Source organism: Bacteroides faecium (assembly GCF_012113595.1).
Lineage (GTDB): Bacteria > Bacteroidota > Bacteroidia > Bacteroidales > Bacteroidaceae > Bacteroides > Bacteroides faecium.
On record NZ_CP050831.1, the window covers coordinates 6,523,345 to 6,550,032 of the forward strand.

Sequence of the window (26,688 nt, forward strand, 5' to 3'; positions counted from 1 at the left end):
GGATGATTCCTCCTTTGTTTAGTTTTCAGTAGTTGTCGGAGCGGCAGCCTGTGCTGTCTTGGCTTTAATCGGTGTACCTTCACGGAGCAATCCTACGCCTTCCGCCACGATTACATCTCCCGGTGCCAGTCCTTCGTCAACAATAAATTCACGTCCGCCGTTTACACGTGTCACCTGAATCAGGTTTGCCTGTGCTTTGCCGTCCACTACTTTATATACATATCTCTTGTCCTGTATTTCGAACGTAGCACCCTGCGGAATAACCAGAGAGCCCGCTTTCCGGACAGGGACAATCACATTTCCAGCGCCACCGCTATGCAGCAATCCGTCCTTGTTAGGGAATACCGCACGCAGACTGACAGTACCCGTCGACCGGTCGATTATTCCACTGATGGACTCAATCTGTCCTTGTTCGGAATAAGACGATTTGTCATTCAACTGAAGGTCGATAGCCGGCATACTTTTCAATGCTTCTTCTTTAGAGCCGTACTGGCGAATCAATCCCAGCAACTGGTTTTCCGTCATAGAAAAGTAAACGTACATATCCGAATTATCAGAAACGGTTGTCAACGGTTCGGGAAGACTGGAACCAACCAACGCTCCCACGCGATAGGGCAATGTACCTACCACTCCGTCAGCCGGGCTCTTCACTACTGTGTAAGAAAGGTTATTGCGGGCACTCACTTCCTGGGCTTTTGCCTGTGCCAACTGTGCCTTGGCAGCCAGCAGGGAGTTCTTCGCCGTACTCAGGTCGAAAGAGGAAACTACATTCTCCTTATACAGTTCCTCTTTACTGTCATAAGTCAGTTGTGCGGTAGCCAAGGAAGCCTGTGCAGCCTCAACGTTTGCCACTGCGGTTTGCCAGGCTGCTTCATACGGCACCTGGTCGATGATGAACAGTGTCTGTCCGTTCTTTACCCGTTGGCCTTCCGTCACACAGACTTTGGTCAGCGTACCGCCTACCTGGGGATAAATGTCTATATCCTGACGTCCACGGATGGTCGCCGAATACGCGCTCGAAATCATCCGGTCGGCCGGAGATACAGTCATTACTTCGTATTCAGCCTCCATTTGTGCCGGTGGAGCTTGCTTACAGCCTGTCGCAGCAATCAGACAGCAGAGTAACAATAGTCCCTGCTTCACTTTACTAATCTTTTTACTCATTGTGTTACCTATTTTTAAATTTTGAACGCGGCAAAGGTAGACTCTTTTTACCACAGAAAACCAGACATAGTATCTTCAGTTTTGTTCATTTTCGGAACATCAAAGCTAATATTTAGCAAAAAATCCCTATTTTTGCCCGCAAAAAGAGAAACCTATATGGAACAAAGAAACTCTAACCTGGCCGTACTTCGCGAACCCTTCATCGCCGGAATTGATGAGGAGTTAGCTCCTGTCATGCACTACCTGTGGAAACTGGAAGGGGGTGCCATTTACTTCTGCCGCAAAGGGTGGGCACACGTCACGATTGACCTAAAAGATTATGAAGTGGTAGAAAATACTCAATTAGTACTTCTGCCGGGAACCATTATCCGTATCAATGGCAGCAGCAGCGATTTCACAGCTTCTTTTTTCGGATTCCCCAAAGAAATGTTTATAGAAGCCTGTATGCGTTTCGAACCCATCTTTTTCCGGTTTATAAAGGAGCATCCATGCTATGTTCTCCCGGAAGAGAATACCGGAGCCATCAACGGACTGATAAGTGCCGCGACTGCCATCTACAAAGACCGCGAGAATCGCTTCCGAAACCAAATAGCCAAGAATCATCTCCAGTCTTTCATGCTCGATATTTATGATAAATGTTATCGCTATTTCGATGCACAGGAAATTGAAGGCGGAAGCCGGCAGGATGAAATCTTCAAGAACTTTATTGCACTGGTGCACGCCAATTGTACTTCCCAACGGGAAGTGACTTTTTATGCCGACAAACTTTGTATTTCCACCAAGTATCTGACCGGTATCTGCAAAAGTGTAACAGGAGATTCCGCCAAAAAGATTATTGATGATTTCACTATCCTGGAGATAAAGGTACTGCTTCAGTCTGCCGAACTGACAATACAAGAAATAGCCGACCGGTTAAGTTTCCCCGACCAGTCGTACCTGGGAAGATATTTCAAACGGCATGAAGGTATATCGCCGAAGGAGTATCAGAGTAAATATTCCATGTAGACAATCGTCAGATTCCGCATCACGCATACAGTCAAAGTTGTTACGGAGCATAGAAGGCATCCTCAAACATCTATTTTTCTTGTTATACGATAAATTCTTCGCAAAAAATCATCTCCCATACAATAAATCTACGTAACTTTAGCCACAGAAAATACAGTAACAATCATTCTAGTGTTATAAATGAATCACTGTAGATTGAATACGTTTATCCCTATGCTTTTAATTTTCAAACAAATAAAATTAAGAGCTGTATCGAACAGACGTTAGAATAGAATAATGACTACGGAAAAGCACATACATATTGATTTAGTAAGAGGGGTAAAGTCCGGTTCTTATACGGATTTTACGCGATTGTATGCCATATATGCCGATTTGCTTTATGGCTTCGTACTGAATTTAACCAAATCGCCCGCTGATGCAGAAGACATTCTGCAAGAGACCTTCCTGCGCATTTGGCAGACTCGGGAATCACTTTCTTTAGATACCTCCTTCAAGGCTTATCTCTATACCATTGCCCGTCATCTGATTATCGACTCTTTCCGCAAGAAGATAGATAGCATAGACTTTGAACTCTACGTCCAAAGCGACGCATACCAACAATGTGGAGAGAACAACGTCGAAAATAAGATTTACTTCGATGAGTTTTTAAAACGAATCGATAAAGCAGTAGAACAACTGACACCCAAACAACGATTGATATTTGATTTGAGCAAGAGGAAAGGACGCTCCATCCAAGAGATAGCGGAGGCGTTGGAGATTTCGGAAAAGACGGTAAAGAACCAACTGACTCTTGCCATGAATCTATTAAAGAGCAGCCTTTTATAATCAGAGCCTTGATGACAAAAAGCTGCGTTTATCGTAATTAACCCTCTCTTAATCCTCAATCGGTCATTAGAAAGTACCATACTCCTATTGCTAATGACCGATTGGGGATTCTTTCTTTGGTGTCCCTAACTCGTCCCTTCTCTCTTCTTTCAACATACCTTGCTCTCTTTAGCTCCGCTTCCTAATCGTCCAATTATGCAGTTTCCCGTCGATATGTTATACAACACATAAAAACAGTCGGGACTTTTTTCGCCCTTCTACGTATATCTAATAAACAAGTGGAAAAGTACAATGAAAGAGAATTTGTTCAAGGATTTATTAAGGCGATTCTTCTCGGAGAAAGTTACTCCGTCGGAATATACGGTTCTTCGGTCAGAAGCAGAGAAGGCAACCGATGAAATATTGGATGAGACATTCTCTGCTTTGTGGGAAGAGACGCAGGAAATCCCTACGATGGACGCTCACATAAAATCGGATGTTTTGAGTAAAATAGAGAAGAGAGTGATTGTTCCTAAATCGCGCCCCTCTTTCTCTTCTTGGGCCAAGTATGCAGCTACCATCTTATTGCCGCTGCTTGTCACCGCTGCTTCGTTCTATTACTTCGGAAAGAGTCAGGGAGAAGAAGAGCTCTTTACGGTTTTTGCAGAGAATGGACATAAAACCCAAGTATTCTTGCCGGACGGAACCAAGGTGTGGCTGAACTCGGATTCTTATTTAAGCTATTCGTCTAAGTTTAATAATCAGAATCGTACAGTCACTCTAAAGGGAGAAGCCTTTTTTGATGTCACCAAAGACCAGAAACACTCTTTCACGGTAAAAGCAGGCGATGTCAATGTAGTGGTACACGGCACGGCATTCAATGTATATGCCTATCCGGACGAACCAACCATGAATGTCTCTCTCCTTCGAGGAGCCGTCAGAGTGGAAAATGACAAAGAAAAGAGCAAAGGCGTCAACCTGAAACCCAATCAAAAAGTGCAGATAAGCAAGAATCTGAAGGATTGGCACCTGGCATCGTGCAATGCAGAGCTTGAATGCTTGTGGACAAAGAATATGCTCCGGTTTGAAAACACACCCGCCATGGAGGTCTTTCATAAGTTAGAGAAATGGTATGGAGTGGATATACAGGTGGAGAATCTGGACTTATCAACCAAATACGGCTTCGTGCTTAAGACCGAATCATTAAAGGAAATGTTAGATCTAATCAATAAAATCACGTCAATTAATTATCAAATTAAAGGAGAGGAGGTAACAATCAGATATCGATAAACAGACTTTAGATAGACAAAAAAAGAACATGAGGAGTGCAGTCCCCATGTCCTATTAAGATATATGACACAATGGCTACCAACCCTTTATCAATAATGTATTTGATAAAGCTGTGCATATATATTGAGAAATACAAAAATAATCATTATCTTTTTACTTTATGTAATATTATGAGAAAAATAAAAAGGATACTTGCTAATATCTTCTTTTTATTGTTGATTGCGCATCCTTTGGGTGCTCAAACCAATGTTCAGAAAATAGACCTATCTTTAAAACAGCAGAGCCTTAAAGCGTTTTTTGAAGCTGTCGAAAGCAAAACAGATTATACATTTATGTACAACAACCTCGATTTGGAGCAGAAAGTATCCATAGAGGTCAAACAAGCTGCCATTAAGGATGTATTAAATAAGGTGCTGACTCCTTTGCAGATTAACTATGAAATAGTAAACAAACGGATTGTACTGACAAAGAATGATTCCAGGAAGTTTACCATTAAAGGAACCGTAATCAACGAGAGTAAGGAATCTTTGATTGGAGTGAACATCGCCATTGTTCCTACAGGCAAAGGTACGATTACAGACATTGACGGTAACTTCTCGCTGGATGTTCCGCAAGATGCAGTGCTTAACGTCTCTTATATCGGATTTGTTTCACAACAGATAAAGGTGGGCAACAAGAGAGACTTTACCATTGTCTTGAAAGAAGACTCGAAAGAACTGAATGAAGTGGTAGTAACGGCTTTGGGTATTAAGCGTGCCGAAAAGGCGTTAAGCTACAATGTGCAGAAAATAACTTCAGAAGATCTGACCCGGGTGAAGAATGCCAACTTCATGAATGCCCTTATCGGTAAAGTGGCAGGTGTCACGATTAACACCAGTTCGGCCGGTGTGGGTGGAGCTGCCCGTGTGGTAATGCGTGGAACAAAATCCATCAACTATGATAACAATGCACTGTATGTGATTGACGGTATTCCCGTAATCAACAGCGGTGGAGAGATAAACAGTATCTTTGCCAGTTCTACCACTACGGATGATATTTCGTCCTTAAACCCGGAAGACATTGAGTCGATGTCTGTATTGACCGGTGCGGCTGCCGCTTCGCTATATGGTAGCTTAGGACAGAATGGTGTTGTATTGATTACGACGAAATCGGGAGCTGTAGGAAAGCCCCGGTTGAGCTATTCTAACAGTACTTCCTTCCTTACTCCTTTTGTGCTTCCGGAATTCCAGAACAGATATGGACAAACTGAGATGGGAAGCCTCACCAGTTGGGGAGAAAAACTGGATACTCCGGGCAGTTATAAGCCGAAGGATTTCTTCCAGACAGGACGTTCGGTATCTCATTCGGTTACATTCTCTACCGGTTCTGAAACCAATCAGACTTTCATCTCTGCCTCTGTGCTAACCGGTAAGGGTATTGTGCCGAGCAATAATCTGGACAGATACAACTTTACATTTAAAAACACAGCCAAATTGCTGGACGATAAGATGACGGTCTCTTTTAACCTGATGTATTCTAATCAGAAAACCCAGAATATGTTTGCGCAGGGATTGTATCACAACCCTCTTGTGCCGGTCTATCTTTTCCCGGCAGGCGGTAATTGGAGTGCCATACAAGCATACGAAAGATATGACGAGTCGCGCAACTTCCCGACACAATATTGGCCGTTTGCTGACGACCAGTTCAGAATGCAGAACCCTTACTGGATTACTAATAGAGAGAAATTTATTAATAAGAAACATCGGTTTTATGCAGGCTTGAACCTGGAATACAAATTGTTCGATTGGTTGAAACTGATGGGACGTGCCAAGATGGAATATACCAATGGCCTGTCGGAGACCAATTTGTATGCTTCTACCAATAAGTTGTTTGCAGGTGCTTCCGGTCGCTACTCACGTGGCATCTCACTGACAGAGCAATATTATGTGGATGTAATGGCCAATATCGACAAGACCTTCAATGAGACATTTGGTGTGACAGGAAACATCGGATATAGCTTTATGGAGAACAAAAATCAAGGTCAGTCTGTAGACTGCTACATTCCATACGGAGCTATTCCGAATCTGTTTCATACAGGTAATGCAGCAGGAGAAGCAAGTAGCCTTTTGCCGACCAGTAAGAACTACCAGGCATTGTATGCCAACGCAGAAGTTTCGTACAAGCAAATGCTGTATTTGAATGCATCGGTTCGTTCGGACTGGTGGTCGCAACTTTACGGAACGGGACAGTTGTATATCGTATATCCTTCGGTAGGTATGTCGGCCATTCTGACAGAAGCGTTCAGCGGCATGAAGTCGGATGTTCTTTCATTCTTGAAAGTGAGAGCCAACTATACGACCGTAGGTAATCCGCCTCCTGCGTTTGTAACTGGTAAGCAGACTTATCCGGTAACAGCCGGTTCACCCGACTTTGGTAATGGTATCAAACCGTCTTTGACGTTGCAACCCGAAAAGACAAAAGGTGTGGAAGCCGGATTTAATTTGAAGATGTTCAAAAATAAGTTGAGCCTTGACTTTACCTGGTATCACACACGTACGTCCAACCAAATCTTTAATGTACCTATTTCGGCATCTTCGTTCTACTCTTCATTTTATATCAATGCCGGACAGGTTACGAATAAAGGTATAGAGGCAACGTTGGGATATAAAGATAAGTGGGGAGATTTCTCATGGGATTCATATTTGACATTCACCATGAACAAGAACCGTGTGGACAAACTGATTGACAATTATTACGATGAAGAGTCTCAAACGTATATTACCCGCGATGTGATTGAAAAAGGCGGTGCCGGAAGTTATTCAATGAAAGTTGCTGTAGGCGGAACGTTGGGAGACGTGTATGTCTCTACATTAAAGATGGACGACCAAGGACGTTATGTAGTGGTGCAAAACGGAAAGGTAATGCCGGACGATAAGAATGTAATCTTTGCAGGTAAAGCCGCACCGGACTGTACATTAGGTTTCAACAACACCTTCCGTTACAAAAACATCGATTTGAGCTTTAGCATCTACGGACGTTTTGGGGGTATTGGCGTGTCGGCAACCCAAGCGATACTTGATGCGTATGGTGTCTCAGAACAATCGGCAAAGGCTCGTGATTTGGGTTACGTGATGGTGAACGGAAGAAAATTGTCGAGCGTTGCCGATTATTATAAGACGATGGGTAACGGTCTGAATGGTATCTTGTCCGAATATGTGTATAGTGCAACGAATGTTCGTTTGAAGAATCTGGCCATCGGATATACGATTCCGGGCAAGTGGTTGTACAATAAGATAGGAAGTATCCATCTGGCACTGACCGGAGAAAATTTGTTTATGTTCTATAACAAAGCTCCATTCGACCCGGAAAGCACGGCTTCTACCGGTACCTATTATCAGGGAATTGACTATTTTATGCAGCCGAGCTTGAAATCTTTGGGCTTTAGCGTAAAAGTGAATTTTTAATTGCATGTAAAAGATTGAGATATGAACAGATTTAAATCAATAATATGGTTGTTGGTGCTGACCGGAGTATTAAGCACGGCTTGTACGGATAAGTTTGCAGAATACAATCAAAACCCCAATAATGTGACGGAAGACGACCTACAGATGGATAATATCTTCTTAGGGGCTTTCTTTGTGAAGATGATTCAAAACATATTCCCTTACGGAGGTACAGGGTCTAGTTCTACAAATGCCTATCAGAACGTAGAGAATCTGCATGGTGATGTATATGGAGGTTATCACGGACAGACACACAATTGGAGTACATCGGGCGATGGACTGACCTACAACTTTTCGATGGGATGGAATGGTTCGCTTTTTTCCGTCTTATATACGGGTGTTATGGGTAACTGGAAGTTTATCAAAGAACGTACGGAAAACGATTACCCCGATTTGTTCGCTGTCGCACAGATGATTAAAATCTATGCAGCCCAGCGGACAACAGACAGTTTTGGTCCTATCCCCTACTCAAAGGCTGGTGAGGGAATCGGCAGTGAATACGATTCTCAAAGTGATATTTATCACTCTTTTCTAGAGGAGTTGACCACTGCGATAGAGACGTTAAAACCGTATGCCGAAAGGGGTTCCAGTTTGTTGCAGCTCTTTGACGATGTATATAAAGGAAACTATGCACAATGGGTGAAATTTGGTAATACCCTGAAGTTACGAATCGCCATGCGCATGGCGTATGTGGATGCGACAGCAGCCCAAAAGGCGGCAGAAGAAGCTGTTAACGATAGTTATGGAGTCATGACAGAAAACGATGCCAATGCTATCATCCGTGGAGTAGATAGCAGTAGCCGGACATACAATAATCCTTTAGGAGGTCTTACCGAAGACTATAACGAGGCGCGAATGAGTGCGAATATGGAGTCGTTCCTGGTCGGATATAAGGACCCGCGTCTGAGTGCTTATTTCAAACCGGCTACGAATCCGGATGATATCACCAACACGCAAGAACGTGTACCAAGAGTCTATTTGGGATTGCGTAGCGGTTTGCGGATTTCAGATGCTCAGGCAAAAAGATACGTTAGTTATTCGAAACTGAAAAGCGATTTCGAAATTATCTGGATGACAGCAGCCGAAGCCTATTTCTTGCGTGCCGAAGGTGCATTGCGCAAATGGAATATGGGAGGAACGGCACAGAGCCTTTACGAAGAAGGAATCCGGAAATCATTTGAACAGTGGAGAGCTGGAGATGCTTCCGCTTACCTTGCCGATGAGACCAGTAAGCCGAAAACGTATGAGGATGAAATGGCGTCTGCTCATAACATTGGAGAGGGAAGCAGGTTGAGTACCATTACGATAAAGTGGAACGAAGGTGCCGGCTTTGAAGAAAAACTGGAACGAATCATCACACAGAAATGGATTGCCATTTATCCCAACGGACAAGAGGCATGGAGCGAGTTCCGCAGAACACGTTATCCGAAACTCTTCCCGGTTCATGTAAACAATAGCGGTGGTACCATCAATACAGATATCCAGATTCGAAGAGTTCCTTATCCAACCAGTGAATACAGAACCAACGAAGAGAATCTGTTGAAAGGTATTAAACTGTTAGGCGGTTCGGATAATGGAGGAACCAGACTGTGGTGGGATAAGAAACCTTAAATGTGAAACTTCAAAAAGACGGATATATGAAAAAAGATAATAAAACTCGTATGATGATGCAGCTGTACAGCATGCTGCTTTTGGCTTGTTCTTTCTCTTTTCTTTTCTCTTCGTGTGAGGAAGAAGTGGATTTCTCGAATAAGCTGTATATCGCACAGGCAAAGACTACCAATAATGCCAGTGTGACATTGGATAATGGAGAAGGTAATTTTGATATTACAATTGCATCCACCTATAAGATGACACAAGACATTGAAGTGTCATTGGAGATTATGGACGAACAGTTCTTGAATGAATACAATACAAAGTATAAGACAGAATATCAATATATCCCCAAAAAGGCTGTTACACTCTCTTCATCCAATGTGAAGATTCCCGATAACGCGGCTATCTCTAAAGGTGTGACAGTGAACGTGAAGAAATGGGATGATTACAAAAGAGGTGTAGATTATGCTATTCCTTTGAAAATAAATACCATGAAATCGGGAATGTCTGTAATAGATGGTTCTGATTTCATCGTGTTGGAGTTGGCAGAAAAAGTGGTTTCTCCTGCCGCAGCGATAATAAACGAAGGTTTCCACATGATAGAGCCGGAGTGTATCTTTGGTCCTGAGATGGAAGAATTGCCGTATGGAACCATCACCATAGAGGGAAAAATCAAAATGACAAAGGGTTTCTTTGTTGCGGGTAACTGGCGTTCCGATGTGTTTAATGGCTTTGGTTTACAAATTATCGTCTCACCCAGCGGAGTTATGAATGTCAGATTCCCGGATTCGAGCTTTATAGGTGAGTTTGGCAGTGTCTCATTAAACAAGTGGTATCATTTTGCCGTTGTCAACGATAATGGTTCTATTACCATTTATTTTGACGGAGAACAACAGTCAACTGTTTCCAATGGAGGCCCATTTAATGCAAGTAAATCTTTCTCCATAGCATCGTATGCTACAGGAACAGGTATGGTAGTGGACGAATTTAGAATCTGGAAAACAGTACGTACATCGCGTCAGATTAAGAAATATCCTAATATGGTAGACGCTACGCATCCGGATTTGTTGGTTTACTACCGTTTTGACGAAGGTACTGGAAATATCGCTAAGGATGCGAAGGGTAAGCACGATTTGCAAATTAAGAACAATGGTGCAGTTAATTGGCTTCAGGAAGAAACATATCCTTAAGTGTATGAGTGTGGAAAAGTAAAAGTATGAATAAAAAGATTTGGAATATGAAAAAAATAATATATCTGTTGTTAATAGCTTTTTCCGTAGTTAATGTAGCTTGTGAAACGGATATAGAGCATACTGTGTTGCATGAGACTCAGCCCAAAGTGGGTAGTCCGGAATATTATGCCAATTTAAGGGCTTATAAGAAAAGCGAACACTCCATTGCTTATGGCTGGTGGGGACGTAGTGGTACTACCGGCACTTCTGAGATGAGTTCGCGATACATCGCATTGCCGGATAGTATCGATATTGTCAGCCTTTGGAGTGGAAGACCCAAGACAGAAGCCGATTGGGAAGAGCTGCGTTTCTGCCAGCAAGTGAAAGGTACACGCTTTGTGACTTGTATGTTTGGAAGCGCGGTAGATGGATTGATGCGCAAAAACTTTCCGGAATTATGTACGGATGAGGCAAATCTGTGGGATGCCATCGATGCGGTAGCTGTTTCTATAAACGATTCGGTAAAAAAATATGGATTGGATGGATTTGACCTGGACTATGAGCCTAACTATGGTGATGGAGGTGTTTTTGGAAAAGGAGGCGGTGGTATCGACGAAGGTGGGGATAAATATACCCAAAGACTCTTCTTTGCCCTTTCCCAATTTATGGGACCTCAGTCGGGCACAGGTAAGCTGTTGATAATTGATGGAGAATTTGAACCGGGGATTGAGCCACAAATAGACTATTATGTATCTCAAGCTTATGGAACGAATTCCTTTTCTGATCTTCAAACTAAGTATGAGACTTTTGGAAAAGGAGCTTGTCCCACTTACAAGTTTGTGTGCGCGGAAAATATGGAACAATATAGTAGTAAGGGAGCTGAATTTTTCTACAATGGAGAAAATATTGGAAGTGTGTTAGGTATGGCCATGTGGAATCCCAAGCAGGGACGTAAAGGTGGCTTCAGCGGATACATTCTTGAAAGCGACTTTGCCTCTAAACCCTATACTCCTTATTATTATATCAGAACAGGTATCCAGATTCAGAATCCGGCATTAAAGTAAACAATTAAAATATTAGCTTATGAAACGAATATTGACTAATCATTTTTTATTGATATGTATGTTGTCATTGGTGTGCTTCTGTGCCTGCAATGATGATGAAGTCTATGATATAGAGGGCAACGAAGGATTTGTTTATTTTAATGAGCTTAAAGGCTTTCCCAGACTCATGGATGAGCAATCGGTTGTAAGGACTTTTGCGGACATGACAGGAAAGGTTGAGGCAAAGTTCCCTGTAAAGAGCACGATGCCGGCAAACAAAACAACCAAAGTGAGACTTGACGTAAACAATGATTTTGTAGATGTTTATAACGAACAAAACAATAAAGATTATTTGGCATTGGATAAAAAATTCCTGAAGATTGAAAATCAGGAGTTGACTATACCACAGGGAGAAGTTAAATCTACTGATTCATTACGAATCTATATTCCCGAGGATAATGTGGAAGAGATAGAAAGTGGCCTGTACCTGATTCCGATAGAGATAAAGGAGACGGAAGGTTTGCCTCGGACGATTACTTCAGAACGAAACATTTACTATTTAATCGCCAATGTGCAGTTCCAAAATATCGAATTCTCATCAGAATGGGAGATGAATGGAACTCTGGCAAAGGATAAATCCCAATGGAGCGTTCGTTATGAAAGTCAAAATGAGGTCTCTGGCTTGGAAAACCTAATAGATGGCAAGACTTCGACTCGTATAACGGTGCCTTGGAAAACCGGAGATTATTTGGAATTGGATTTAGGAGAATCGCACTCTCTTGTAGGACTTCGGATGGCTACCTGGAATGCACAATATACTTGGAAAAATATAAGGATATTTATTAGTGAAGATGGCGAACAATGGGAAAATCATGGACAAGCAACCACTAGTAATTCTCCTGGCATATATGCAGTTATTAAGTTCATGTGGCCTGTGACAGCTCGTTATATAAGATTTGTTCCGGCAACAGCACCTTATAATAATAACATTTACTTGTCAGAACTTGACATTTACGAATAAAGGTTTTACAATAGGTGGATAATATATAACGTTAGTTCGATATTATGTATGACATGATTGATTTAGTGAATTAACCAAATGAAAAATAGATTAGAAATTCATGAAACAGTTAAGAATATTTTTAATGACAGTACTTTGTGCTGTGTTTTTCTCGTGCGAGGATGATGAGAGTATCAGTTATTCTTTCACTGTATTCCCCGGTTATGGCGGTGTCTCGGCAGTAGCCGACAAAGAGAATGCCATAGAAGGCGAAATAGTGACAGTTACGGCAACTCCTAATGTGGGCTTTTTATTTAAAGAGTGGGCTGTCAGGTCAGGCGATGCGGTTATTGCAGATGTCACAGCCAATCCGGCTACGTTTGTGATGCCCGCCGGAGAAGTGGTAATTGTTGCTACTTTTATGATTAAAGATGATATTACCGACAAGATGACTGATCCGGCATTTAAGTCATACTGCCAGCACAGGATGAATCAGTCGCAGGAAATCAATGGGCACACGTACGATAAATGGGATACAAATGGTGATGGCATGTTATCGGAAGCAGAGGCTGCAGTGATTGAAGCAATCGATGTTACCGGAGGTTTTGAAGGCGTAAAGGTGAAGAACATTGAAACGATGGAATTCTTTACGGCATTGAAAGTTCTCCGTGTCGGTGAAAACGAACTGGCGGAGCTTGATTTGAGTAATGGCGGGAAATTGACTCACCTTGATTGTTCCGGAAATGCTTTATCGAATTTGAATCTGTCTATATGTAAAGAATTGGTAGAGTTATATTGCAATAACAATCATTTGACAGAGTTATCGGCAGGAACAATGAACTTTGCTGACGGGTATATACTCCATTGTGGTAATCAGACTACGCCTGATGGTGCTTTACAAACACTTACTCTGAAATTAGATGAAGGCCAAGAAGAAGAATGGAATACGACATTGAAAGATCTTGAAGAGAATAGCGGTGCAGAACTTAAGCCTTCTCTTATAGAGAATGTGGATGCTCTTCTTAATTTTGTTCGTGTAGAGGGTGATAAAGGTTGGAACTATACGGGTATAACTTTTTATGCTAAAGACGACAATGAGCAATTATATCTTGAACTTTCAACAAAAGACTTCGTTGCTGGAGAATATGACAAAACCGTAATAGACCTTGAGTATACATATTTGTGGTTTGAAGGTAAATGGTGGGAAGATGGAGAAAAAACATTTATTCCATCTGCCAAATTGAATGTTCAATATGATGAAGGTAGTAAGATATATAAGATAGAAGGTATTTTGGAACTGAGTGATGGTCGTATAGTTGGATTTACATACGAGGGAAAAATCAATTTCAGTTAAATGAATGTAGGTTATAATAATCATTTAGAAGTATATATCAACGTCAGTTCGATATAACTCAAAACAAACTAAGTTGCCTGTCTTTGATGAACTCCACATCAATGGCAGGCTTCTTATCAAAGAAATACGAACAAAAGCAGACCTTTTCAGAACAAGTACATCACTTGTTTAAAACTTGTACATCTTTCAGATAAGTCAAGTACATCATTTGCGCTATTCATGTACATAATTACAATGATTATTGTACATCTCTCACTCTTTTCTTCTACAAGATATTCTCAAGGCCAACCGTTAAAAAATATTATATTTGCATATACCTATGGTCACAACTTACCTGTTTTTTTTCATAATTTCGCAAACCGAATTAGAAAAGCAGGTATCAAAATGAAACTAAAATATTATCAAATCTCCATTCGCTACGAGAACAAAATGTATGACTTCCATGGTTGGGGTGTAGCTGTACAGATTTGATTATTTCCAAAAGAACTACTCGCCACGACGCGAAATGCCAGCTCTCCCTCTTCGGAAGCGGCATGATATAGGAGCGTATATTTATCATTATCAATTAAATTTCTTTTCATTTTATGAGCAAAAAAAGGTGGCTCATAGTACCGCTATGCGCAGTACTATGCAGTCAGGGTCTATTTGCCCAAACGCTTAACAGGAAAGTTTTGGGCATTAACGAGATGTTCCGTCTGGCAGACGAGAACAGTCAGAGTATTCAAACGTATAAAACCGGAAAGGAAGCTGCTGACGAGGCTTTGAAAGCCGCCAAGTCACAACGTTTGCCGGACATAGACGCGTCGCTCTCTTTCAGTTATTTGGGTGACGGGTATCTATGGGACCGTGACTTCAAGAACGGACAGAACATTCCGATGCCTCATTTTGGTAATAACTTTGCGTTGGAAGCACAGCAGGTCATTTATGCGGGCGGTGCTATCAATAGTAGTATTTCTTTGGCAGAACTCGGTCAGCAAATGGCTGCGCTGGACTGGCAGAAAAACCGGCAGGAAATACGTTTTCTTCTGACTGGTTATTACCTGGATTTATACAAGTTGAATAATCAGGTACAAGTATTGCAGAAGAACCTTGATTTAACTGAACAGGTGATTCGCAACATGGAAGCCCGACGCACACAAGGGACGGCTTTGAAAAATGACATCACCCGTTATGAATTGCAAAAAGAAACGTTGAAACTTCAATTAGCCAAAGTGCAGGATGCGTGTAAAATAATGAATCACCAATTGGTGACTACCCTGCATCTTCCTGCCGGAACGGAAATTATTCCTGATTCTACCTTACTGGATGAAGAGGTCAAAGCACTGGCAGAAAATGACTGGCAACTATTGGCTTCACAGAGCAATGTCGGTTTGCAGCAAGCGCAACTGGCTATGAAGATGAGCGAACAGAAAGTCAAACTGGAACGTTCGGAACTTCTTCCGAAAATAGCTCTTGTAGCCGGTGAGCATCTGGACGGCCCTATCACTATTGAAGTCCCCGTATTGGATAATAACTTCAATTATTGGTATGTAGGAGTAGGAATCAAATACAATCTTTCATCGCTGTTCAAGAACAATAAGAAAGTACGCCAGGCAAAACTGAATATGCGTAAGGCACAGGAAGAATATTCATTAGCGCAAGAACAAATAGAGAATGGTGTTCAGGCTAATTATGTCAATTTCCTGACCTCTTTTACAGACCTTCGTACGCAAGAGAAAAGCGTAGAGCTTGCCAATCAGAATTACGATGTAACCAGCAATCGTTATAAGAATGACCTTGCGTTGCTTACAGATATGCTTGATGCCAGCAATATGAAATTAAGCGCAGACCTCGGTCTGGTCAACGCACGTATCAACGTGGTTTACAGTTTCTATAAAATGAAATATATCACACATACCCTTTAATAATCAATTACTCATACCCTTTTAAATAGAATAGATTATGATAGCTAGAAAAACTCAGAAGATTATATACAACATTCTGATTCTTTGTTTTCTCATTGGTGGTGCCACCTATGTTTGTTCCCGGTTCATTCATTTGGGAAATATCGAATATACCGACAATGCGCAGGTGAAACAACATATTACTCCAATCAACACCCGCGTACCGGGATTTATCAAGAAAATATGTTTTGAAGAATATCAGCAAGTACGCAAAGGCGACACGCTCGTTATTATTGAAGACGCTGAATTCCGCCTTCGTGTAGCACAAGCGGAAGCGGATTTGGCAAATGCCACTGCGGGACGGCAGGCTACTACCATAGGTATTGCCACTACTCAAAACAACCTGAGCGTAAGTGATGCAAGCATTGAAGAAGTACGTGTACAAATGGAAAATGCCAGACGTGAATTGAACCGTTTTGAAAAGCTATTGCAGGAAGATGCAGTAACAAAGCAGCAATATGATAATGTGCACACAGCTTATGAAGCAGCCAAAGCCCGTTACGAACAGGTATCGCGTGCCAAACAATCCACATCCTTAGTAAAAAGCGAACAGACACATCGCCTGGGACAGAACGAAGCAGGTGTCCGCCTGGCAGAAGCTGCGTTGGAACTTGCCCGGCTGAATCTTTCCTATACGGTCATTATCGCTCCGTGTGACGGCACTACGGGAAGAAAAAAAATTTTGGAAGGTCAGTTGGTTCAACCGGGACAAACCATGGTTGACATTGTGGACAGCAGTGATTTGTGGGTAATAGCCAATTACCGTGAAACCCAGCTTTCAAACATCAGGGAAGGTGCAGACGTGGAAATGACAGCGGATGCAGTGCCCGGTGTTACTTTCAGAGGGATTGTAGAGTCTATCTCCGATGCTACGGGGGCGGCTTTTTCAATGATTCCGCAAGATAATGCAACCGGAAATTTTGTAAAAGTGGAACAGCGTATTCCCGTCCGTATCAGTCTGAAAGTAAACAAGCCGGAAGATTTAAAACGCTTGCGTGCCGGATTCAATGTAGAATGTGAGGTGAAATATTAACGTATGGGAGCACCTGTTTTAAATGGGCCTTTCGTAATGCCTATGTTCCGTAGCTTTGTGCCGCGGAAGATACAGCCGTGGATTTATCTGTTCATTGCCGTCACTTTCCAACTTTCGGGTGGTGTATATTTGGGAGCATTGAATCAGATGATTGGGGGAATGGCATTGATGCGTGAGGATATATTGATGTGCATGTATGCCAACCTCGCAGGTATGGCTATCTACTTCCCTTTATTGTTCCGCATGAAGTTTCGTTTTACGAATAAGACGCTGCTTACATCGGCTGCATTGGGGGTATTGCTTTGCAACCTGATAGCGCCGCATATTACTTTTCTTCCGTTATTGTGGCTGATATGTTTCATCGAAGGAATGTGCAAGATTCAGGGAACGTTTGAATGTATGTCCAATATTCAGTTGTGGATGACGCCCAAGCGGGATTTTACCGTTTTTTTTCCCTGGCTTCATATCGTTGTTTTAGGCAGTATCCAGTTGTCCGACTTGATAACGACCTATTTAATGTATCATTATCATTGGACGTATATGAATCTTTTCATTGCAGGATTAATGATAATCGTTCTGTTGATACAGACCGTTTGTGTGAAGCATTTCCGGTTTATGCGCAAGTTTCCATTGTTCGGGATTGATTGGCTGGGGGCAGCGTTATGGGCAGCGTTACTGGCAGAAATAGCTTTTCTTTTCAACTATGGCGATTGGTATGATTGGTGGAACAGTCCTGTCATCCGTCAGTTGTCGGTAGCTATCCTGATAACCCTGTTCTTTTGCATTTGGCGTATGATGACTATCCGCCACCCGTTCCTGGAGCCTAAAATGTGGAGTTACCGCTACTTTTTGCCCTTATTGGGATTAATCACAGTAGTGGAAGCATTTCTGGCAACCGAGCATGTATTGGAAGAAGTTTTTTATGAAGAAGTGATGAAGTATGAAGAACTGGTAAGCGTGCAATTGGCATGGTTTGCTATTATCGGCATAGTAATCGGCTGCGTATTCTCTTATTGGTGGATGCATATCAAACAATATAATTATGTACGTCTTGTCATCGTCGGTTTCCTGGGACTTATCGGCTATCTGATAGGGTTCTATCTGACAATCTCTACTGATATTCATATCTCACAGCTTTATCTTCCTACGATATGCCGGGGATTTGCCTATGCGGTATTAAGCGCCACCTTTATGGTCTGCCTGGAAGAAATCATGACTTTCCAACATTTTTTCCAAGGCTTAAGTGTATTTAATATGCTTCATATGGTAGTCGGCGGTGTATTGGGTTGCGCGGTCTACGCACAAGGACTGGCTTATTACGTTCCTGATAATCTGGCACGCTACGGGTCGGCAATCGACCATGTATCTTTCAGTAGCAGCCCGTTTAATCTCGGTCATTATATGGAAGAGTTTATCAGTCAGATGATGGAAGTCAGTATCAAGCAGATTTATGGTTGGGTGGCTTATGCCTGTATCTTCTTATTCTTGTTATTACTGCTTTATGATTTTCCGGTGCGCCGCTCCTTGAAGAGTATGCCAAGTTGGAGAGAAGTAGCCAACGAAGTAAAAAACACTTTTTGGCGGACGACACATGTATTATCAAAGAAAGACAAGTAAGTAATAAACCAAATATTATATCCGGAGAGTCTTCCGGAAGAGTCTTCTAAAAGAAAAGAAAGGGGGAATCTTCTCGATTTCCATCTTTCTTTTTTTCTTATTATCAATAAAAACAATAAATGTTTTCTGAACCGGATATAAATGCGGCAACCTTACAGGTCGTATTATAAAATCAGTCATTTTGCTATAAAATTAATAGAATTTATCCACCAAGGACTACAATTTCTAACTTTTATTCCTACATTTGCAGCCAAATGATAACTTATTAATAAAAAATACAGATACTATGGCTAAAATAACCAAAGAAGCCGCTTTGCTCTATCACTCACAGGGCAAACCAGGTAAGATTGAGGTAGTTCCTACCAAACCGTATAGTACACAAACAGATTTAGCACTCGCATATTCTCCCGGCGTGGCAGAACCATGTCTCGAAATAGAGAAAAATCCGCAAGATGCATACAAATATACTGCAAAAGGTAATCTTGTTGCTGTTATTTCTAACGGTACAGCCGTACTCGGACTGGGCGACATAGGCGCATTGAGCGGCAAACCGGTAATGGAAGGTAAAGGTTTGCTTTTCAAAATCTATGCAGGTATCGACGTTTTCGATATTGAAGTCGACGAGAAAGACCCGGAAAAATTCATCGCAGCAGTAAAAGCGATTGCTCCTACTTTCGGTGGCATCAACCTTGAAGACATCAAAGCACCCGAATGTTTCGAAATCGAACGCCGCCTGAAAGAAGAGCTAGACATCCCGGTGATGCATGACGACCAACACGGAACAGCCATTATCTCCAGTGCCGGACTGGTAAACGCGCTCGAAGTGGCCGGAAAGAAAATCGAAGATGTAAAAATCGTTGTTAACGGTGCAGGCGCTTCTGCTGTTTCCTGTACTAAATTGTATGTTTCACTAGGCGCACGCCTTGAAAATATCGTCATGCTGGATAGCAAAGGCGTAATCAGCAAGGCACGTACCGACCTGAACGAACAGAAAAGATATTTTGCAACCGACCGTACAGATGTCCGTACACTGGAAGAAGCTATCAAAGGCGCGGATGTATTCCTCGGTCTGTCCAAAGGAAATGTATTGAGTCAGGATATGGTACGCAGCATGGCTTCCATGCCTATCGTATTCGCGTTGGCCAATCCGACACCGGAAATCTCTTATGAAGCTGCCATGGCAGCTCGTCCCGATGTATTGATGGCAACCGGACGTTCCGACTATCCGAACCAGATCAATAATGTAATCGGATTCCCATATATCTTCCGTGGTGCCTTGGACACTCACGCCAAAGCGATCAATGAAGAAATGAAGCTGGCAGCCGTACACGCTATCGCCAACCTGGCAAAACAGCCTGTACCCGATGTTGTAAATGCAGCTTATCAAGTCAACAATCTTTCTTTCGGACCCGAATATTTCATTCCGAAACCAGTAGATCCCCGCCTTATCACAGAAGTTTCCTGTGCCGTAGCAAAAGCTGCCATGGAAAGCGGAGTAGCCCGCACGGAAATCAAAAACTGGGATGCTTACTGTGTACACCTGCGCGAATTAATGGGATATGAGTCCAAACTGACCCGCCAATTGTATGACACTGCCCGTCGCAATCCGCAACGTGTAGTATTTGCCGAAGGTATCCACCCGAATATGCTGAAAGCAGCCGTTGAAGCGAAAGCCGAAGGTATCTGCCATCCTATCTTATTAGGAAACGACGAAGCAATCGGCAAACTGGCGGAAGAACTCGACCTCAGCCTCGAAGGTATCGAAATCGTCAATCTCCGCCACCCGGACGAATCCGACCGCCGCGAACGCTATTCACGTATCCTGTCGGAAAAACGTGCACGCGAAGGCTTCACTTACGAGGAAGCCAACGACAAGATGTTCGAACGCAACTACTTCGGTATGATGATGGTAGAAACCGGAGATGCCGACGCATTCATTACCGGACTTTATACAAGATATAGCAATACAATCAAAGTTGCCAAAGAAGTGATCGGTATCCAACCGGGCTTCAAGCACTTCGGCACAATGCATATCCTGAATTCCAAGAAAGGTACTTACTTCCTGGCAGATACACTGATTAACCGCCACCCGGACACTGAAACGTTGATTGACATCGCCAAACTGTCCGACAAGACAGTCCGCTTCTTCAATCATACTCCGGCAATGGCTATGCTATCTTACTCAAACTTCGGCGCCGATACTACCGGAAGCCCGGTAAAAGTACACGAAGCCGTAGACTATATGCAGAAAGAGTATCCTGAACTGGCTATCGACGGTGAAATGCAGGTAAACTTTGCCATGAACCGCGAATTGCGTGATACAAAATATCCGTTTACCCGTCTGAAAGGCAAAGATGTGAATACACTGATTTTCCCGAACCTGAGTTCGGCAAATGCGGGTTACAAATTGCTGCAGGCAATGGATCCGGATACGGAATTCATCGGCCCTATCCAAATGGGATTGAACAAGCCTATCCATTTCACCGATTTTGAAAGCTCTGTCCGCGACATCGTTAATATCACGGCCGTAGCCGTGATTGACGCCATCGTTGTGAAGAAGAAAAAAGAAGGTAAATGAAAAGGCCGTTATCCAAATCACAAATAGTTTGCATCAGTCTACTTTGGTTGGCGCTTTGTTATTTAGTTCTCACAAAAGCCGAACGAATTGACGGCATGACGATAGTAACACTTGTCATTTCGGCAGCGTTGGTATTCATTCCTGTCTATAAGTCGTTCAAAAAGAACAAATAAATATCTTTTTTCCCATTTTTAATGCGATAAAATATCAAATTTGATGTTTTATCGCATTTTTCTTTATAAAATGTTTGCCAGTTCAATTTTTATCTTTACTTTTGCAACCGCATAAGAGAAATAGATAATCGAATTTTAAACAACCTATAAAAGAAAAAAAGATTATGAATGCAGCAAAGGTATTAGACGATCTGAAAAGAAGATTTCCCAATGAACCGGAGTATCATCAAGCAGTAGAAGAAGTTCTTTCTACTATTGAAGAAGAATACAACAAACACCCGGAGTTCGACAAAGTGAACTTGATCGAGCGTTTGTGTATTCCTGATAGAGTTTATCAGTTCCGCGTGACTTGGATGGATGACAAAGGTAACATTCAGACGAACATGGGTTACCGTGTTCAGCATAACAACGCGATTGGCCCATACAAAGGCGGTATCCGTTTCCATGCATCTGTGAACCTTTCTATCTTGAAGTTCCTTGCCTTTGAACAAACATTCAAAAACTCACTGACTACTCTGCCGATGGGTGGTGGCAAAGGTGGTTCTGACTTCTCTCCCCGTGGAAAGTCAAATATGGAAGTAATGCGTTTCGTACAGTCTTTCATGCTGGAACTGTGGCGCCACATCGGCCCTGAAACAGACGTTCCTGCAGGTGACATCGGTGTTGGCGGTCGTGAAGTAGGTTTCATGTTCGGTATGTACAAGAAACTGGCTCACGAATTCACCGGAACATTCACTGGTAAAGGCCGCGAATTCGGTGGTTCACTGATTCGTCCGGAAGCTACCGGTTACGGTAACATCTATTTCTTGATGGAAATGCTGAAAAAACAAGGTACTGACTTGAAAGGCAAATCCTGCCTGATTTCCGGTTCGGGTAACGTTGCTCAATATACAGCAGAAAAAGTACTCGAATTGGGTGGCAAGGTGCTGACTATGTCTGACTCTGACGGTTACATCTTCGATCCGGAAGGTATCGACCGCGAAAAACTGGATTACATCATGGAACTGAAGAACCTGTACCGTGGCCGTATCCGTGAATACGCAGATAAATATGGTTGCAAATATGTAGAAGGAGCTCGTCCTTGGAGCGAAAAAGCAGATATTGCCCTGCCTTCTGCCACTCAGAACGAATTGAACGGCGACGACGCTAAGAAATTGGTTGCTAACGGTGTAATGGCGGTATCTGAAGGTGCAAACATGCCTTCTACTCCGGAAGCTATCAAAGTATTCCAAGATGCCAAGATTCTTTACGCTCCGGGTAAAGCAGCCAACGCTGGTGGTGTATCAGTATCAGGTCTTGAAATGACTCAAAACTCTATCAAGTTGAGCTGGAGTTCTGAAGAAGTGGACGAAAAACTGAAGAGCATCATGAAGAATATCCACGAAGCTTGTGTTCAGTATGGTACTGAAGCTGACGGATATGTGAACTATGTGAAAGGTGCTAACGTAGCCGGATTCATGAAGGTTGCCAAAGCAATGATGGCACAAGGTATCGTATAATCAGCTAAAGATACAATAAGCTATAGTGCAAAACTCCCGTCTTCCGAAAGGAAGGGCGGGAGTTTTTTTATGCACAAACGATTTGTATGACACCCGGGTGTCAGTACAATCATCTTTACTATAAAAAAAATGCCCGGCAGTATAGAATTATTCATAGTTATTCTCTATCTTTAGATAGAAATTTTCTGTTTGACAAATGAACAAAAGCCGCTTATCTTTGTAACATATTATAAACAACGGATGGAAAGAATAAAAAGACTACGGTTTGCTTATCTTTATTTCCGACTAAAAAGATCTATTTATGGAAAAGAAAAAACTTACTGCTGCGAACGGGCGCCCCATCGCCGACAATCAGAATTCGCAAACTGCAGGTCAACGTGGACCTGTAATGTTACAAGATCCTTGGCTTATTGAAAAGCTTGCCCATTTTGATCGTGAAGTGATCCCCGAAAGACGTATGCACGCCAAAGGGTCGGGTGCGTACGGTACTTTTACAGTTACTCATGACATCACAAAGTACACCCGTGCAGCCATTTTTAGTGAAGTCGGAAAGAAAACAGAATGTTTTGTCCGCTTCTCCACCGTAGCCGGAGAACGCGGAGCTGCTGACGCCGAACGCGACATCCGTGGTTTTGCCATGAAATTCTACACAGAAGAAGGCAACTGGGATTTGGTTGGTAATAACACTCCTGTATTTTTCTTACGTGACCCACTCAAATTTCCGGATTTGAATCATGCTATCAAACGGGATCCTAAAACGAATATGCGTAGCCCGAATAGTAACTGGGATTTCTGGACACTTCTGCCGGAAGCATTACATCAGGTCACTATCACCATGAGTCCTCGCGGCATTCCTTATTCATACCGTCATATGCACGGATTCGGAAGTCATACTTATAGTTTTATCAATGCGGATAACCAACGGATTTGGGTTAAGTTCCATCTACGCACCTTGCAGGGTATCAAGAACCTGACCGACCAGGAAGCGGAAGCCATTGTTGCCAAAGACCGTGAATCCCATCAACGCGACCTTTTCGAGAGTATCGAAAAAGGTGATTATCCGAAATGGTTGTTCCAAATTCAGTTGATGACGGAAGAGGAAGCAGATAATTATCGCATCAATCCGTTCGACCTCACCAAAGTATGGTCGCATAAAGATTTTCCTTTGCAGGATGTCGGCATACTGGAACTGAACCGTAACCCGGAAAACTACTTCGCCGAAGTGGAACAGGCTGCTTTCAATCCTATGAATTTTGTAGATGGTATCGGTCTTTCTCCTGACAAAATGTTACAGGGACGTTTGTTCTCTTATGGTGATGCACAACGTTACCGTCTTGGAGTGAACGCGGAACAAATTCCGGTAAACAAACCTCGTTGCCCTTTCCATGCTTATCATCGTGACGGAGCTATGCGCGTAGACGGAAACTACGGCGATGCAAAAGGGTATGAACCAAACAGCTACGGAGAATGGCAGGATTCCCCGAATATGAAAGAACCACCTCTCAAAGTTACCGGTGAAGTTTACAATTATAACGAACGGGAATACGATGATGACTATTATAGCCAGCCGGGTGACTTGTTCCGACTGATGCCGGCAGAAGAACAACAATTGTTGTTCGAGAATACAGCCCGCGCTATGGGAGATTCCGAACTGTTCATCAAGCAACGCCACGTACGCAATTGCTATAAGGCTGATCCTGCCTACGGAACGGGAGTTGCCAAAGCACTGGGTATTGACTTGCAAGAGGCTTTGAAAGAATAAAAAATAAAATGATGAATTGAACGAAAGACTGTCTTAAGATTTTAGGACAGTCTTTTTTGTATTATATTCCCGACAGTTATGTTTCCTCTTTTAACATTCTACAAAAATTGACGTCAACGCTTATAGCTATCTTTGTAACTTATATAATCCCTTAACTCATAACAATAGATGAAACTAAAAAATGTATTCGCCGGAATGATGATATGCCTGGCAATGACTTCCTGCATTCAAGACGAAGGTTTAAACGTCGAAGCCGCCATAGATGGATGCAACGGCAGTAATATCCAATTATCTACCATCAATACTTACAGTAAAACAGTATCGATTTACGTATCAAAAGCCACAGATTTATCAGCATTGGAAATCCAGTTCGAACTGCCCGAGGGAGCCGACATAGAACCTGTCGACGCAGCGGCAAACGATCATGCTCCTAAATATGACTTTTCAAATTCAAAAGTTCCCGTTACTTCGGAACAGACACTGGAGCAATACCAGCGCAAGTTCAGAGTGACATCCGAAAGCCGCACAACGGAAGCTGTTTATATGATTACTGTTATCAAGTCAGAGCTTCCTACGGAGTATCATTTTGAAAATATAGAAGACGGTAATAACAAGTACCATATATTCTATGAATTCAATCTGCAAAAAGCGGAAATGCTTCAATGGGCAAGTGGTAATCCCGGCTTCAACCTCACCGGTATGGCAAGATCTCCCCTGGATTATATAACTATACAAGCACAGGGATATATAGGTAAGGGGGCAAAACTGGAAACTAAAAGTACCGGAAGTTTCGGTGCAGGGGTTAGTATGCCTATTGCGGCAGGAAATCTCTTCATCGGTTCATTTGAAGTCGGCAACGCATTAAAAGACGCAATGAAGGCTACAAAATTCGGTTTTCCCTTCTACAAGCACCCGACACGGATTTCAGGATATTACAAGTTCAAACCGGGAACTGATTATACTTCCTTTACTTTGGGAACGGATGGAAAGAAAAATTTCTTCATAGATGCCAGCATGAATGGCAAAGATAAGGGGGATATATATGCTGTTTTATATGAGGCAGACAATGTAGAGGACTTCCTGGACGGTTACAACTCTTTGAATTCTCCGAAAATAGTATCTCTTGCAAGAATCAAATCAGAGGATATGAAAGAAACGAGTGAATGGACTTCTTTCGATTTGCCATTTGTACTTCAAAATAGCAAAACAATCAATGACAATATGCTTGCTGCCGGCAAATATAAACTTGCCATCGTATTCTCTTCCAGTGTGGAAGGAGCAGCTTTCAAAGGTTCAGTAGGAAGTACATTGTGGATAGATGAAGTGACAATCCATTGCGAAGAAGACAACGATTAATAATTTAAAAAGTAATTTATATATGAAAAAATATATATTGACTGGTTTAGCTATGTTTTTTTTCGGCATTAGCCAAATCAATGCACAATCATCCAATGAACACAAAGGGCTTTTATGGTCTTCACTTCATGGATTAGATTATCAATTCAAAGCGGGCGTGAACATAGGTGGAACAGCCCCTCTCCCTCTTCCCAAAGAAATCAGAAGCCTTGACAACTACTCTCCCGGACTTGCTATCACCCTGGAAGCTAATATTACCAAATGGATAGACGTGCAAAAAAAGTGGGGAGTCAGCCTGGGGCTCCGTCTCGACAACAAAAATATGACTACTGAAGCCACAGTAAAGAACTATGGCATGGAGATTTTTAATGAAACAGGTGGAAAGGTAGAAGGACTTTGGACAGGTGGTGTTAAGACCAAAGTAAAAATGTCCCTTTTGACTGTACCTGTCCTGGCTAACTACAAAATCAGCGACCGGTGGAAAATTGTTGCAGGCCCTTATTTCTCATATATGATTGAGAAAGACTTTTCAGGCCATGTTTATGAAGGGCACCTGCGCTCACCGGATGCTACCGGCGACCGGGTGAATTTCACCGGGGATAATATTGCAACTTATGACTTCTCCGAAGATTTGCGCAAATTCCAATGGGGACTGCAAGTAGGTGGAGAATGGAAAGCTTATAAACACTTAAATATACATGCTGACTTGACATGGGGGCTGAACGACATCTTCAAGAAAGATTTCACCACCATTTCATTTGCCATGTATCCTATTTACTTAAATATAGGATTTGGTTATTCATTCTAAGAAGTAGTC

At 42.4% G+C, this 26,688-nt stretch carries 20 protein-coding genes; 18 read left to right on the forward strand and 2 right to left on the reverse strand.

Annotated elements, in window-relative coordinates; all coding sequences use genetic code 11:
* Positions 1 to 18 precede the first annotated feature (18 nt).
* The gene (locus BacF7301_RS24800; RefSeq protein ID WP_167966870.1) at positions 19 to 1,164 is read right to left on the reverse strand and encodes an efflux RND transporter periplasmic adaptor subunit; all 1,146 of its coding nucleotides are present in this window, start codon (positions 1,162 to 1,164) and stop codon (positions 19 to 21) included.
* 156 nt (positions 1,165 to 1,320) lie between these two features.
* On the opposite strand from BacF7301_RS24800, the gene BacF7301_RS24805 reads away from it, so the two are divergent.
* The 9 genes from BacF7301_RS24805 to BacF7301_RS24845 all read left to right on the forward strand — a co-directional run bounded on the left by BacF7301_RS24805 (position 1,321) and on the right by BacF7301_RS24845 (position 13,910).
* Complete coding sequence (locus tag BacF7301_RS24805) at positions 1,321 to 2,169, forward strand: helix-turn-helix domain-containing protein (protein WP_167966871.1); 849 nt, start codon at positions 1,321 to 1,323, stop codon at positions 2,167 to 2,169.
* Positions 2,170 to 2,445: 276 nt separating this feature from the next.
* A complete protein-coding gene (locus tag BacF7301_RS24810; RefSeq protein WP_167966872.1) occupies positions 2,446 to 2,994 on the forward strand; it encodes an RNA polymerase sigma factor in 549 nt (182 codons plus the stop codon).
* Between the two features lie 291 nt (positions 2,995 to 3,285).
* A complete protein-coding gene (locus BacF7301_RS24815) occupies positions 3,286 to 4,263 on the forward strand; it encodes a FecR family protein (RefSeq protein WP_167966873.1) in 978 nt (325 codons plus the stop codon).
* A 170-nt stretch (positions 4,264 to 4,433) separates the two neighbouring features.
* Positions 4,434 to 7,706: a SusC/RagA family TonB-linked outer membrane protein gene (locus BacF7301_RS24820; RefSeq protein ID WP_167966874.1), complete on the forward strand. Its 3,273-nt coding sequence runs from the start codon at positions 4,434 to 4,436 to the stop codon at positions 7,704 to 7,706.
* 21 nt (positions 7,707 to 7,727) lie between these two features.
* On the forward strand, positions 7,728 to 9,356 hold the full coding sequence (locus BacF7301_RS24825; RefSeq protein ID WP_167966875.1) for a RagB/SusD family nutrient uptake outer membrane protein: 1,629 nt from the start codon (positions 7,728 to 7,730) through the stop codon (positions 9,354 to 9,356).
* 26 nt (positions 9,357 to 9,382) lie between these two features.
* Positions 9,383 to 10,531, forward strand: a complete 1,149-nt coding sequence (locus BacF7301_RS24830; protein ID WP_167966876.1) for a DUF1735 and LamG domain-containing protein — start codon at positions 9,383 to 9,385, stop codon at positions 10,529 to 10,531.
* Between the two features lie 47 nt (positions 10,532 to 10,578).
* On the forward strand, positions 10,579 to 11,577 hold the full coding sequence (locus tag BacF7301_RS24835; protein ID WP_167966877.1) for a glycoside hydrolase family 18: 999 nt from the start codon (positions 10,579 to 10,581) through the stop codon (positions 11,575 to 11,577).
* 19 nt (positions 11,578 to 11,596) lie between these two features.
* On the forward strand, positions 11,597 to 12,577 hold the full coding sequence (locus tag BacF7301_RS24840) for a BT_3987 domain-containing protein (RefSeq protein ID WP_167966878.1): 981 nt from the start codon (positions 11,597 to 11,599) through the stop codon (positions 12,575 to 12,577).
* 124 nt (positions 12,578 to 12,701) lie between these two features.
* Positions 12,702 to 13,910: an InlB B-repeat-containing protein gene (locus BacF7301_RS24845; protein WP_167966879.1), complete on the forward strand. Its 1,209-nt coding sequence runs from the start codon at positions 12,702 to 12,704 to the stop codon at positions 13,908 to 13,910.
* Between the two features lie 416 nt (positions 13,911 to 14,326).
* Here BacF7301_RS24845 and BacF7301_RS24850 read toward each other — a convergent pair whose 3' ends face one another.
* Entirely contained in the window at positions 14,327 to 14,491 is a 165-nt protein-coding gene (locus BacF7301_RS24850; RefSeq protein WP_167966880.1) for a hypothetical protein, read from the reverse strand.
* Between the two features lie 3 nt (positions 14,492 to 14,494).
* Here BacF7301_RS24850 and BacF7301_RS24855 point away from each other — a divergent pair, with 3 nt between their 5' ends.
* The 9 genes from BacF7301_RS24855 to BacF7301_RS24895 all read left to right on the forward strand — a co-directional run bounded on the left by BacF7301_RS24855 (position 14,495) and on the right by BacF7301_RS24895 (position 26,679).
* Entirely contained in the window at positions 14,495 to 15,814 is a 1,320-nt protein-coding gene (locus BacF7301_RS24855) for a TolC family protein (RefSeq protein ID WP_167966881.1), read from the forward strand.
* Between the two features lie 37 nt (positions 15,815 to 15,851).
* Positions 15,852 to 16,886, forward strand: a complete 1,035-nt coding sequence (locus BacF7301_RS24860; protein ID WP_167966882.1) for an HlyD family secretion protein — start codon at positions 15,852 to 15,854, stop codon at positions 16,884 to 16,886.
* A 3-nt stretch (positions 16,887 to 16,889) separates the two neighbouring features.
* Positions 16,890 to 18,503 (forward strand): hypothetical protein, encoded by a 1,614-nt coding sequence (locus BacF7301_RS24865; RefSeq protein WP_167966883.1) that lies wholly within the window; start codon positions 16,890 to 16,892, stop codon positions 18,501 to 18,503.
* 286 nt (positions 18,504 to 18,789) lie between these two features.
* On the forward strand, positions 18,790 to 21,081 hold the full coding sequence (locus BacF7301_RS24870; protein ID WP_167966884.1) for an NADP-dependent malic enzyme: 2,292 nt from the start codon (positions 18,790 to 18,792) through the stop codon (positions 21,079 to 21,081).
* Entirely contained in the window at positions 21,078 to 21,254 is a 177-nt protein-coding gene (locus tag BacF7301_RS24875) for a hypothetical protein (protein ID WP_167966885.1), read from the forward strand. The genes BacF7301_RS24870 and BacF7301_RS24875 overlap by 4 nt, the downstream gene beginning before the upstream one ends.
* A gap of 164 nt (positions 21,255 to 21,418) precedes the next feature.
* Complete coding sequence (locus tag BacF7301_RS24880; RefSeq protein WP_167966886.1) at positions 21,419 to 22,753, forward strand: NADP-specific glutamate dehydrogenase; 1,335 nt, start codon at positions 21,419 to 21,421, stop codon at positions 22,751 to 22,753.
* A 301-nt stretch (positions 22,754 to 23,054) separates the two neighbouring features.
* A complete protein-coding gene (locus tag BacF7301_RS24885) occupies positions 23,055 to 24,515 on the forward strand; it encodes a catalase (RefSeq protein WP_167966887.1) in 1,461 nt (486 codons plus the stop codon).
* A 168-nt stretch (positions 24,516 to 24,683) separates the two neighbouring features.
* Positions 24,684 to 25,871, forward strand: a complete 1,188-nt coding sequence (locus tag BacF7301_RS24890; RefSeq protein ID WP_167966888.1) for a PCMD domain-containing protein — start codon at positions 24,684 to 24,686, stop codon at positions 25,869 to 25,871.
* 22 nt (positions 25,872 to 25,893) lie between these two features.
* Entirely contained in the window at positions 25,894 to 26,679 is a 786-nt protein-coding gene (locus tag BacF7301_RS24895) for a porin family protein (RefSeq protein WP_167966889.1), read from the forward strand.
* Positions 26,680 to 26,688: the final 9 nt, after the last annotated feature.